This is a genomic window from Hymenobacter pini, from assembly GCF_020421205.1.
Taxonomy (GTDB): Bacteria; Bacteroidota; Bacteroidia; order Cytophagales; family Hymenobacteraceae; genus Hymenobacter; species Hymenobacter pini.
Map to the genome: position 1 here is coordinate 329,588 of NZ_JAIZZH010000004.1, position 11,790 is coordinate 341,377.

10 protein-coding genes are annotated in these 11,790 nt (G+C 59.7%); 6 read left to right on the forward strand and 4 right to left on the reverse strand.

The genetic code is table 11. The features are described from left to right. Positions 1–8: 8 nt before the first annotated feature. Positions 9–878, forward strand: a complete 870-nt coding sequence (locus LF252_RS17275; RefSeq protein ID WP_226270836.1) for a hypothetical protein — start codon at positions 9–11, stop codon at positions 876–878. Between the two features lie 357 nt (positions 879–1,235). Beyond that, a complete protein-coding gene (locus tag LF252_RS17280) occupies positions 1,236–1,946 on the forward strand; it encodes a hypothetical protein (protein WP_226270837.1) in 711 nt (236 codons plus the stop codon). 100 nt (positions 1,947–2,046) lie between these two features. Here LF252_RS17280 and LF252_RS17285 read toward each other — a convergent pair whose 3' ends face one another. After that, a complete protein-coding gene (locus LF252_RS17285) occupies positions 2,047–2,994 on the reverse strand; it encodes an HNH endonuclease (protein WP_226270838.1) in 948 nt (315 codons plus the stop codon). Between the two features lie 132 nt (positions 2,995–3,126). On the opposite strand from LF252_RS17285, the gene LF252_RS17290 reads away from it, so the two are divergent. Then, entirely contained in the window at positions 3,127–4,749 is a 1,623-nt protein-coding gene (locus LF252_RS17290) for a Na+/H+ antiporter (RefSeq protein ID WP_226270839.1), read from the forward strand. A 107-nt stretch (positions 4,750–4,856) separates the two neighbouring features. On the opposite strand, the gene ettA is transcribed toward LF252_RS17290, so the two are convergent. Beyond that, positions 4,857–6,524, reverse strand: coding sequence for an energy-dependent translational throttle protein EttA (ettA, locus tag LF252_RS17295; protein ID WP_226270840.1), 1,668 nt, complete (start codon positions 6,522–6,524; stop codon positions 4,857–4,859). A gap of 327 nt (positions 6,525–6,851) precedes the next feature. Between ettA and LF252_RS17300 the strand changes: the two genes are divergently transcribed. The 3 genes from LF252_RS17300 to LF252_RS17310 all read left to right on the forward strand — a co-directional run bounded on the left by LF252_RS17300 (position 6,852) and on the right by LF252_RS17310 (position 9,333). Beyond that, positions 6,852–8,165, forward strand: coding sequence for a DUF349 domain-containing protein (locus tag LF252_RS17300; protein WP_226270841.1), 1,314 nt, complete (start codon positions 6,852–6,854; stop codon positions 8,163–8,165). A 143-nt stretch (positions 8,166–8,308) separates the two neighbouring features. Continuing rightward, entirely contained in the window at positions 8,309–8,530 is a 222-nt protein-coding gene (locus LF252_RS17305) for a DUF2795 domain-containing protein (RefSeq protein WP_019948259.1), read from the forward strand. A 68-nt stretch (positions 8,531–8,598) separates the two neighbouring features. Beyond that, positions 8,599–9,333 (forward strand): ABC transporter ATP-binding protein, encoded by a 735-nt coding sequence (locus tag LF252_RS17310; protein ID WP_226270842.1) that lies wholly within the window; start codon positions 8,599–8,601, stop codon positions 9,331–9,333. An 8-nt stretch (positions 9,334–9,341) separates the two neighbouring features. On the opposite strand, the gene LF252_RS17315 is transcribed toward LF252_RS17310, so the two are convergent. Together LF252_RS17315 and LF252_RS17320 are read right to left on the reverse strand one after the other, a co-directional pair. Continuing rightward, positions 9,342–10,535, reverse strand: coding sequence for a lycopene cyclase family protein (locus tag LF252_RS17315; RefSeq protein WP_226270843.1), 1,194 nt, complete (start codon positions 10,533–10,535; stop codon positions 9,342–9,344). Positions 10,536–10,690: 155 nt separating this feature from the next. Then, a complete protein-coding gene (locus LF252_RS17320) occupies positions 10,691–11,554 on the reverse strand; it encodes an LOG family protein (RefSeq protein ID WP_226270844.1) in 864 nt (287 codons plus the stop codon). Positions 11,555–11,790 lie beyond the last annotated feature (236 nt).

Below are 11,790 nucleotides of genomic sequence, written 5' to 3' on the forward strand. Positions count from 1 at the left end.
GCTCTGCGATGCGACACTTTCGTTATGCTACGCTATGGCCTCTTTGGGGCCTACTAGGCTTTACCAGCGCCTGCATTAATACCCGCAAGCTGGGCACCGCGTACATCTACCCCGGCCAGCAGCTTACCCGCAATGAATACGTCGTCGCCGGTGATGCGTCGACCGGCTCCCGGCTGGTGACGTACACATTACGTCAGGGGGTCGAAGGAAAAATAAAGCAGCAGGATACCTCTCTCGACATTACCCCACTCCAACCCCTCACGGCACAGGTTGCCACCGCAACGCCCAGAGCGGTGGGTACTGAAGCTGCCAGCCCCACTACCCGGCCGGATTATTTCTTCGATTCCAGACCGGTAGGAGAAGCCAGCACCGGTCGGTACGTGCGAGGCAAAAGCCTGAAATACTTGGAAATCAGCCCGGCCGTGCAGGCCACCACTATCCCCATCAAAGTTCGCCCTGGTCTCACTAATAAAAGCGCCTACTCGGCCAGCGGCTCCTTCAATGTGGGCGTGAGTTATGGACTGAAGTTTACCCACAATGTGTATCGTAGTTACTACTCCGTGAGTAAGAGCGACAAAGACCAGCCCGTTGCCAAAGACTTTCTGAATAGCCGAACCAATAAGTTTACGTTCATGCCTGGCCTGTTCGTCGGCCCCTCCTTGGTGGAACTCACCCCGGCGAATACCCAAAACGCGGTGGAAAAGGACCGTACTGTTGTGGGCCTGACTACCGGCATCGTTGGGGTGGTAGCTATTAATCAGTTCAGCCTGGGAGCGGCTATGGGCTGGGACTATGGGCTTGGCTCGCCTGCCACGCAGTGGAACTACCACCGGAAGAGGTGGTATGGTATCGTATTAGGGCTTGACTTTATCAAGTAAGCGATATTACAGTCCTGCAGAGAGGTACCTGACGTTACGGTGCAACTCACCCGGCGTCAGCGGGAAGCGTTGCCGCCACGGCGGGAAGGTGGGCAGCGCTTCCGGAAATCCTATTGGCGGGCGCGGGAAGCAGGGCGGCGTAAGCGGAAAACGGGCTGGCGGGCGCGGGAAAAACGGCGACGCAAGCGGGAAACCTGGCCGTCACGGCGGGAAACGGGCCGTCGGGGCCGGAAAACCCGTCCACGAAACCGGAAAACCCGGTGGCGGGAGCGGGAAGGTGGCAATCCTTGGAAATACCACTACGGTTGGGCATCTTCCTGGAGTAATCCAATTTCTTCCCACTTATCCTTTTTTCCTATGGACCGCAAACAGTCCGCCCAGGTATTGCGCCACCGCAAGGTAGCTGAAGTATTAGACGAGTATCCGCAGCAGGTGCAGGAGGTAGAGGCCTTTGCCGAGGTAGCGGAGGAGTTCCGGCAGAAGCTGGCCCTGGTGGCGGGCATGGCCCCGCGCCGCAAATCGGAAGGGGCCACGGAGCAGAAAAGCCAGCACCGCGACGAACTGACGGCCGCGCTGGTGAAGGCCGCCAATGCCCTGTACCTGCTCTACCGCCGGGAGGGCAACCTGGAAGCGGCCCGCACCCTGCCCCGCACCCGCAGCGACTTCCGCAACCTGGCGGCGCTGGAGTTTGCGGCCCAGGCCGGGGCCGTGAGCTGGGCCGCCACCCAGCGCGCCGCCGACCTGATCCGCTACAACCTGCCCGCCGCCGCTGTGCAGCAGCTCTCCGACCTGGCCGCCGCGTACGACCAGAGCATCGACCGGCCCAAAACCACCACCGAGGCCGGCAAGGTAACTACCGCCACCACCGCCCAACTGGTGCAGGAGCTGAACCGCTTCCTCCAGGACGACCTGCGGCCTGCCACCGAGCTGCTCTCGGACACGCACCCGCTGCTGTACGCCCGCCTGCGCGAAGCCATGCGCGTAGACGACGCCAGCTACGGCCGCAGTGCCGCCGCCAAAGCCCGTAAAGCGGCCAAACAAGCCGGCAGCAGCACTACCCCAGCCTAAGCGTAGGGTAGCACTGGGGTAGCGTGCTGCTACCGTAAAAACCAGCAGCCCCGTCCGCAGTAGTGCGGGCGGGGCTGTTGATTTTGGGTTCAGCCATTACTTATCGTCCTACCAAGGCCTCAAGTCGGGGCCACCATTCGGGGCGCTCCGGTAGCCGCAGCCGCTGGCCGTCGAACTGCTGCAGGCCGTGTTCGGCACCGCGCAGCTCCCGGATGGAGCCGCTCACCCGCACGCGGTAGTTGGCATCCACCCGGAGAAGGTGCCGGTCGAAGGCGCGGTGCAGGGTGGGCGTAAGGGCCAGGCCGTTGCCAATGGTATCATCGTGGGTGAGGGCCCAGGGAATGATGTGGCAGGCGTCCAGCAGCGGAGCTACAGCCGTGGTGCCGGTGCTGATGAGCTGCAAACCCGAAATGGCGCAGGTGTAGTTGTAGGCTCGCAGCACCTCGCGCTTGAATACGGCGCTGCGCACGGCCGTTTCTACCTCATCGGTCAGGTCGAGGTGGGTTTGGTACACGGCGGCAGGCTCTTCCAGCATCTGCTGGCCCAGCGTCTGCAGTGTTTCGGGGCCGGCGTGGGGGCGGTAGCGGAAGCGGGTTTGCGGGAAATACCGGTCCAGCAGCGCCTCCCGAAACAGCTGGCGCGTGGCCGCATCCAGCAGCAGCACCCACAGCGGCTCATCAAAAGCAGCAAATGCCACGGCCGCCCGCAGGTGGGTCAGGCTGCGCGGCGAGCCGGACGAGGTGAGCAGCAGCGGCTGCCCCGAGTAGGTGCGCAGGTGCCAAAACCCTTCACCCGTGAGGTGATAAAACGGCAGGGCGAAGTTGTTGGCCCGAAACCGGCCCGATACGCTCAGGTCGCGGCAGTTACTCTGGAAAGCGGCTAGCAGTTCCGGCGTGATGCTGATGTGATTATCCAGGATGCTGCCCTGCTCAATGCCTTCCAGCACCGCCAGCAGCAGCGCCGGCTTGTACGGCGCTTCCTTCCCGGCCAAACGGCTGGTCCGGAGCTTACGGAAACGGGTGAGGTACTGCGCCAGCGGGGAGGTCATGCGGGGCGCAAAATACGCGGCTGATGCTAAAGCCGGCTCATTCGCTACTATAGCTCACTCTCTAGCCCTGCAGCCTACTTCCTGAGCAGCTTGCTTATCTTTTCCGGCGAAATACGCCAACCGCCTTTGCCAATGCACGACACAGATTTACACGGAACCATTCTGCTGGTGCTGGGGCTGCTGTTTGCCATGCTGCTGCTGGTGATGCTGAGCCAAAAGCTGCGCATCTCCTACCCCATTTTTCTGGTGCTGGCGGGGCTGGCACTCAGCTTCGTGCCGCACCTGCCGCCCGTCGTCATCGACCCCAACCTGATATTCCTGATTTTCCTACCCCCACTGCTGTACCAAGCCGCCTGGGATACGTCGTGGCAGGATTTCTGGCGCTGGAAGCGGCCTATTGCCCTGTTAGCCTTTGGGCTGGTATTCTTCACCGCTACTATTGTGGCCTACGTCAGCCAGGCCATGATTCCGGGCTTTACTTTGGCCCTCGGGTTTCTGCTGGGCGGTATCATTTCGCCCCCCGATGCCGTGGCGGCTACGTCCGTGCTCAAAGGTATTAAGGTGCCCCGGCGGGTAACCAGCATTCTGGAGGGTGAAAGCCTGATTAACGATGCCAGCAGCCTGATTGTGTTCCGGTTTGCGCTGGCGGCGGTAGTATCGGGCACGTTTTCGTGGCATCAGGCCATTACCAGCTTTTTGCTGGCCAGCGGCATGGGCCTGGCCATCGGGCTGCTGGTGGGCTACGGCTTTTACCTGATTCATAAATACCTGCCCACCACGCCCAGCATCAACACGGTACTCACCTTCCTGGCCCCCTACGTGATGTACCTGCTGGCCGAGGAATTTCACTTTTCGGGCGTGTTGGCGGTGGTAAGCGGGGGGCTGATGCTGTCCTACCATTCCCACCGGATATTTGATGCCGATACCCGTATACAAGCCACCAGTGTGTGGAGCAGTGTGGGGTTTGCCCTCAACGGACTGGTATTCATTCTGATTGGGCTGGAGCTGCCGGTGGCGGTGCAGGGCCTGGGCAATTACTCCTTGCAGCAGGCCATTACTTACGGCCTCATCATCAGCGGTATTGTTATTCTGATTCGGCTGGTGTGGATGTTTCCGGCGGCCTTTGTACCCCGCTGGCTGTTCCGCAACATCCGTACCCAGGAAGCCAGCCCCGGCTGGCAGGGACCGGTTATTATTGGCTGGGCCGGCATGCGGGGGGTGGTGTCGTTGGCCTCGGCCCTGTCGGTACCGCTGCTGCTCACTAACGGCGACGCCTTCCCGCAGCGGAACCTCATCCTGTTTATCACCTTCGTGGTAATTCTGGTTACGCTGGTGTTTCAGGGCCTCACGCTGCCGGCCATCATTCGCTTCACGGGCGTGGCCAACCACGAGGAGCGCATGCCCACCGATGCCCAGGAAGCGGGCATCCGGCTGCGCCTGCGCCACGTGGCGCTGGCTCACCTGGCCCGCCACTACCCCGAGGACATCCAGAACAATGAAATGATTAACGCCCTGCAGCACCGCATGCAGGCCGAAGCCCAGCGCACCGGCAACCTGCTGGAAGCCCTCGACTACGACGAATCCAAGCGTCAGGCCCTGCAACGCTACCACCAGGTATTGCTGGACGTGCTGCAGGTGCAGCGGGAGGAGCTATTCGTGCTGCGCCGCGAGGATGTGTTCGAGGAAGAAATGCTCCGCCACCAGGAAGCCCAGCTGGACCTCGACGAAGCCAAAATCAGCCACATGCCGCATTAAGAAACAGATGACGTTCTGTTTTTCTGACTTGCTTTCTTCTCTCCCAAAACCAAAACGTCCTCTCCCAGCCGAAGCCAGGAGAGGACGTTTTTATTGTAACAAACTGCCTAGTTCAGGCTGCGGTAGCGCACCCGCTTGGGCTCTACGTCGCCGAGGCGCTTCTTCTTGGCTTCCTCATAGTCGGAGAAATTCCCCTCGAACCACACCACTTCCGAGTCGCCCTCGAAGGCCAGGATGTGGGTGGCTAGGCGGTCCAGGAACCACCGGTCGTGGCTGATGATAACGGCGCAGCCGGCGAAGTTCTCCAACGCGTCTTCCAGAGCCCGGATGGCATTCACGTCCAGGTCGTTGGTCGGTTCGTCAAGCAGCAGCAGGTTGGCACCCTGCTTGAGCGTGGTAGCCAGGTGCACCCGGTTCCGCTCCCCGCCCGAGAGTGAGCCGACTTTCTTCTCCTGGTCGCCGCCGCGGAAGTTGAAGTTGCTCACGAAAGCCCGCGAGTTTACCTGCCGGCCGGCCAGCAGCATGGTTTCGGTGCCGCCCGAAATAGTTTCGAACACCGATTTGTTGGGGTCCAGCGTGTCGTGCTGCTGGTCTACGTAGGCCGTTTGCACGGTGGGTCCCACCACAAAGGTGCCGGCATCGGGCTGCATCTGGTCGGTGATGAGGCGGAACAGGGTGGTTTTACCCGCGCCGTTCGGACCGATGATGCCCACAATACCGCCCTGGGGCAGCGAGAAGCTCAGGTTGTCGAACAGCAGCTTGTCGCCGAAGGCTTTGCGCAGCCCTTCCGCCTCAATTACCTGGGCACCCAGGCGCGGGCCGTCGGGGATGAACAGTTCCAGCTTCTGCTCTTTCTCCTTGGCGTCCTCGTTCACCATCTTGTCGTAGCCGGCGAGGCGGGCCTTGCTCTTGGCCTGGCGCGCTTTCGGAGCCATGCGCACCCACTCCAGCTCGCGCTGCAGGGTTTTCTGGCGCTTGCTCTCGGTTTTTTCTTCCTGGGCCAGGCGGTTGGATTTCTGCTCCAGCCACGACGAGTAGTTGCCTTTCCACGGAATACCCTCGCCGCGGTCCAGCTCCAGAATCCAGCCGGCCACGTTATCCAGGAAGTACCGGTCGTGGGTTACGGCAATAACGGTGCCTTTGTACTGCTGCAGGTGCTGCTCCAGCCACAGCACACTTTCCGCGTCCAGGTGGTTGGTCGGTTCGTCGAGCAGCAGCACGTCGGGCTCCTGCAGCAGCAGGCGGCACAGGGCCACGCGGCGCTTCTCCCCGCCCGAGAGGTTCCCGATGATGGCATCTTCGGGGGGCGTCCGCAGGGCGTCCATGGCGCGCTCCAGCTTGTTGTCGAGGTTCCAGGCGTCGAGCTGGTCGAGGCGCTCCTGCACGGTGCCCTGGCGCTCCAGCAGCTTGTCGAAATCGGCGTCCTCGGCCCCGAAAGCCTCGTTGATTTCGTCGAATTCCTTGAGCAGGGCCACGGTTTCGGCCACGCCTTCCTCAATTACCTGGCGCACGGTTTTGGTGGCGTCCAGCTGGGGCTCCTGCTCCAGGTAGCCCACCGAGTAGCCCGGCGACCATACCACCTCACCCTGGAACTGCTTGTCTACGCCGGCAATAATCTTCAGCAGCGAAGATTTACCCGAGCCGTTGAGGCCGAGCACACCAATTTTGGCGCCGTAGAAGAAGGAGAGGTAAATGTTCTTAAGAACCTGTTTCTGGGGCGGGTACACCTTGGTTACCCCCGCCATGGAGAAAATAATGGTGGGTTGGTCAGACATCGTTCAGTTGAGGGTTTGCCGGGCCGGACTTGCCGGTTAGCCGGGGGTTTCTATTTTGCACATTCGTACGCGCCACACGCGGGCAAATGGCCCGCTCGGCGCGTAGGGGTTGTTCCGGCCCCGGCTGCGGGGTATAACCACGGCGGCAACTACCGCGTAGCTTCCCTGCGGCGGCCGGTTGCAGCCCTTAGGCCAAAGGTAGGCAGCCGGCGCTAACATTCCGAAGTCCGGGCCAGACAGCGGAATTACCCAACAACCCGTAAACTTGTACATCTTTCCGGCCCACACTCCGTCCTTTCCACCTATTCGCTCCCCCGCTATCTGATTATGGAATCACAAGACCACTTACTGGCCGAAGCCCGCCGTTATGGCTATGTTGAGGGCGACCAGGTGTGGCTTCGCCCGCTCCTTTCCCACCCCGCCCGCCAGGTTGGCCAAGTCAAAGAATCCGCCGACGCCTCGCTGCTGTACTTTGCCCAGCGCTTCCAGCTGTTTCGCCGCAAGGTGGAGGAACTGCTGCAGAAGATTGAGGAATCCGACAACAAGGGTTCGTACCTGATGAAGGCGCTGCACCTGAAAGAGCAGGTCGGCAGCTACGACGCCCTCGGCGACTTTGAGAGCCTCTACCACCGCCTCACCGAGGCCGAGGAGTCCATCAAAGTCACCATCAACCGCAACCGGGAGAAAAACCTAGCCACCAAAATTGGTCTGATTCAGGAAGCCGAAGCCCTGCACGACACCATCGACTGGCAAGCCGGCAGCGACAAGCTCAAGGATTTGCGCCAGGGCTGGATTAAAACCGGCCCAGTAGAGAAGCACTTGGCCGATGAGCTGGAAACCCGCTTCCAGGCCGCCGTGGATGCTTTCTTCGCCCGCAAAAAGGAATTTCTGGCCGAGAAAAAGGCCATGACCAACCGGGTGTACGACCAGTACAAGGACCTCATCCACAAATCGGAAGCCCTGCAGAACTCCAACGAGTTTGAGGAAACTACCCGCAAGCTCAAAGTGCTGCAGCAGCAGTGGAAGGAGATTGACGGCACCTTGCCCCGCAAGCAGGCCAACGACCTCTGGACGCGCTTCCGGGCGGCCCACAACCACTTTTTTGAGCGCCTGAAGGTACACATTGAGAGCAAGCGCCAGGAGCAGAACTACACCAGCAGCGGCAACTCCGGCGAGGACAACCTTAGCCGCAAGCGGGCGTTGGTAGCCGAGGCCCAGGCCCTGCTGCAGCGCCCCATGCAGGAAGCCGTGGCCCGCGCCAAGGAGTTGCAGGCCGCCTGGAAAAAGGTGGGCCCCGTGCGCGGCGAGGAATCGGACCGGGTGTGGGAGCAGTTTATCCTGGCCTGCGACAAGGTGTTTGAGATGAGCGCCCTGGAGCACTATATGCGCAAGCGCCCGGTTCCGGCAGAGGCGGTTTCGCCCCAAAACCAGGCAACTCAGCGTATTCAGGCGTTGCAGGAGTTCATCAAGTACGACCAGCAGGAGCAGGACGTGCTGACCGAAAACCTGGGCAAGCTCAACGATTCGCCCGGTAACGACGCCTTTCGCACCATGCTGCAGGGAAAAATCCGCGCTTTCGACCGAAAAATTCGCACGAAAAATGAGCTGATTGCCATGTTCCGGCAACAGCAGGTTGGCTAGGCCAACCCTAACCCGTATTTTACGTTGTCGTCAGCAACCTGCGCAACGCCGAACCGGTAATGGTGTCAGTCCCCACCCAACGGCCGGATTTTTGCTGTCGGCATTTCACCTTTTGACCACTTTTTTTAGTAGCACACACAACTATGTACTGGACTCTAGAACTTGCCTCGTACCTGGAAGATGCTCCCTGGCCTGCCACCAAGGATGAGCTCATTGATTACTCTATCCGCTCGGGTGCGCCCATGGAAGTGGTAGAAAACCTGCAAGCTCTGGAAGACGACGGGCAACCCTACGAGAACATCGAAGAAGTGTGGCCGGATTATCCGACCAAAGAAGACTTCATGTTCAACGAAGACGAGTACTAGTGCCTAGTGCTTGGTGATTAGTGCCTAGCACTATCATAATGCTCTTTTTTGCTTAAGCACCAAGCACTATGCACCAAGCACTAACTATTGATAACCTGATTGCGGGGTATGGACCACGAGTCCTGCTCCGCAATTTGCGTTTTACGGTGACCCAGCCGGCTTTGGTGGCTATTATTGGGCACAACGGCTGCGGCAAAACCACCCTATTTCGGGCGCTTACCGGGCGCATTCCGTACCAGGGTAGCGTGCTGGTGCAGGGCCAGGAACTGCGCACCGTCAGGCAGCCGGCCGCCAGTGGGCTACTGGCGCACCTACCCCAGCGGGCCAGCGTGGAGTTTTCTATTTCGGTGCGGGAATTGGTGGTGATGGGCCGCTTCCGCCACCACCGCTTTCTGGGTGCCTACACCGCGCACGATTACAACTTGGCTGATGCCGCTTTGGTCCGCGTGGGGGCCGCCCACTTGGCCAAGCAGGATTTTACGCTGCTCTCGGGCGGGGAACAGCAACTGGTATGGCTGGCTCAGCTCAGCCTGCAGGATGCCGATTTATACCTGCTCGACGAGCCCACCCAGCAACTCGACGTGTACTACCGCCGCCGGGTATTTGCCCTGCTGGAAAGCTGGGTACAGGAACAGGGCAAAACCATCCTCTGCATCACCCATGACCTGGAAAACCTGGCGGAGCTACCGGGCTATCTGCTCAATCTTTCCCGCCCTACTCCCACCCTGCTTCCCCTTTCTCCAGGGGTAGTGCAAGCGGAACGGGCTTTTCTGGAAAGTGAAGAAAGCCTGGTGGTGAAATAGCAAGCCGCTCACCGCTTGCCCGGCCGGCCCCGCAGCACATGCAATATAGAGCGCAGGAAAGGCCAAGGCGTTACGGAATTCATGATCTGGAAATTCTGCCACGGCGTGGTGCGCTCATCCAGAAAATCAAAAATCCGCTCAATGGGGTTGCGCTTGAATAGCTCGGTGAAGATCTCCCGGGTACGTTCCCCCTGGCGCTGCATGATATCCAGCAGCAGTGTATCAAACAGCCGGAACTGCCACTGGTCGCCGGTGAGGTTGCGGGGCGGGTGGTCGGTAGCGGCTAGGGCTTCCGTGAGCCGGGCCGAGTGCTCCTGAATCCGTTTGAAGGCGTAGCCGGTGCTGGCCTTGGCCCGTCCGGCCCGGGTGCCTAGGTTGATAATGTGTGCTCCTTGATTGGCCGGCAGCGGGTGGTCCGTCATCGGGATGGCGCCTACTTCCTCAGCTGTAATGCGGTAGGCATGGTTACCCAACAGGCTCTGCAAGTACCGGCGTAGCGCTGTCTCGTACTGCTCTTTCGGCAGCCTTTCCGCCGAGAACAGCGTGTACTCCACCAGGGCCTGACGCCGGCCGGTAGGTAGCACGTAAATGAACCGCGCCTCTTGGTACTGCTCATCCCGGAAATCCATAAACTCCGCCGTTTCCGGGTCGAAAGTGTCCTCCTCAGTTTCTACCTCCCAGCCCACAAAATGCTGTAACAGGTACCGGTACCGCTCCGGCTGCTTTAGCCTGGCCAGTTCCGGCGGACGGCTATCAAAGGCATATTTCCCCCGAAACTCGCCGGCCGTGGTATATGCTACGGCTCCGGTGCTGGTATTTCGCAAGTCCGTCACGGAGGATTTCACCCACGTGACCTGCGGATTTACGGCCAGCGCCTGTTGCACGAAGCGGTAAAAATCCAGGCCCCGAATCATCTTGTAGCGGTGGCGCGTCAGCGGAATTATCCGCTCGAACGTGGGGCTGCGGAAGGCTATCTGCGTCCACTCCTTTGCCACAATGCTGTCGAAGAGAGTGGGCCCATCAGCCCAGAACGACCAAGTTCGGTCATTCTGGTTTTTAGCCTCGGGCTCCAGTAGTAACACCCGTTTATCTGCGAGCCGAGGCTCTTGGCTGATGTGGTAGGCCAAGCTCAGCCCGGCCGCGCCGCCCCCCACAATCAGGTAATCAAACTCACGGGTTGAATCGAAAACGTCAGATTTCACGGCTGCGGACACGGGGCGGATGTAAGATGGCGGCACTAAACAACAAGAAAAAAGCCGCTTCGTTGGAAGCGGCTTTCTCATACGGGCATTCGGCTTGTTCATCAGTTATACCCGACCGAATTCGGGCCAGCTGATAAATCCAGCTGTACCCGAGCTTAGAAGTTCGGCGACAGCAGGTACTTGCTGTAGAAGTCGTCGATGATTTTCACGGCCGACTCAGCGTCGTCCACCAGCTGCACCAGGTTCATGTCTTCGGGCGAGATGTTGTGCTCGTCCTCCAGCATTACCTGCTTAATCCAGTCAAACATGCCCTGCCAGTACTTCGTACCCACCAGCACGATGGGGAAACGGCCGATTTTCTTGGTCTGAATCAGGGTAATAGCCTCGAACAGCTCGTCGAGGGTGCCGAAGCCGCCGGGCATGCCAATGAAGCCCTGCGCGTACTTCACGAACATCACCTTGCGCACGAAGAAGTAGTCGAAGTTAATCACCTTGTCGGGGTCGATGTAGGCGTTGTGGAACTGCTCAAAGGGCAGCTCAATGTTCAGGCCTACCGACTTACCGCCCTCTTTGTGGGCCCCTTTGTTACCGGCTTCCATGATGCCAGGACCACCACCCGTAATTACGCCGTAGCCGTGGCGCACCAGTTTGGCGGCAATTTCCTCGGCCATCTGGTAGTAGGGGTTGTCGGGCTTGGTGCGGGCCGAGCCGAAGATGGACACGCAGGGCCCAATCTTGGTCATTTTTTCGAAGCCCTCCACAAACTCGGCCATCACCTTGAAAATCTGCCAGGAGTCGGCAATCTTGATTTCGTTCCAGTCCTTATCCACGAAGGCCTTGCGGATGCGCTGCTCATCATCGAGCTGCACCGTCCGCTCGCCGTGCGTCTGCTCGCGGATATCACTGATGGTCTTAACCTTATTGTCGTTGACGTTGGGCTGAACAATCGTCTGGCCGCTGCCAGCGTTCAGTACTTCATCCGCCACTTTCGTGCGGCTGGTTTTTTTGAGCTTCGCCATAGGAGCTACTAGGAAAATTAGGTGCAGAAGCTGCCTACGCCAAGGCACAAGCAGTTACTGTGGGAATTTTTTCCGCACCGGGGTAAACAATGAAAAAAGGCAAAAAGAAAGCCGCCCCCACGGAAGAAGAGGGCGACCCAAGGTAGCGTCGGCAAGTTAACAATTTGTTAACATCACGCTAAGAAATGGCTATCCTGAACGCAGAAATTGTGCTGCCCGCCAGAACTGTGAAATAC

Bases quoted from the DNA above. Each gene is read 5' to 3' on its own strand.
- LF252_RS17320 (WP_226270844.1), bottom strand. From the start codon at position 11,554: ATGGCGAAGCTCAAAAAAACCAGCCGCACGAAAGTGGCGGATGAAGTA.
- ettA (WP_226270840.1), bottom strand. From the start codon at position 6,524: ATGTCTGACCAACCCACCATTATTTTCTCCATGGCGGGGGTAACCAAG.
- LF252_RS17285 (WP_226270838.1), bottom strand. From the start codon at position 2,994: ATGACCTCCCCGCTGGCGCAGTACCTCACCCGTTTCCGTAAGCTCCGG.
- LF252_RS17305 (WP_019948259.1), top strand. From the start codon at position 8,309: ATGTACTGGACTCTAGAACTTGCCTCGTACCTGGAAGATGCTCCCTGG.
- LF252_RS17275 (WP_226270836.1), top strand. From the start codon at position 9: ATGCGACACTTTCGTTATGCTACGCTATGGCCTCTTTGGGGCCTACTA.
- LF252_RS17310 (WP_226270842.1), top strand. From the start codon at position 8,599: ATGCACCAAGCACTAACTATTGATAACCTGATTGCGGGGTATGGACCA.
- LF252_RS17280 (WP_226270837.1), top strand. From the start codon at position 1,236: ATGGACCGCAAACAGTCCGCCCAGGTATTGCGCCACCGCAAGGTAGCT.
- LF252_RS17290 (WP_226270839.1), top strand. From the start codon at position 3,127: ATGCACGACACAGATTTACACGGAACCATTCTGCTGGTGCTGGGGCTG.
- LF252_RS17300 (WP_226270841.1), top strand. From the start codon at position 6,852: ATGGAATCACAAGACCACTTACTGGCCGAAGCCCGCCGTTATGGCTAT.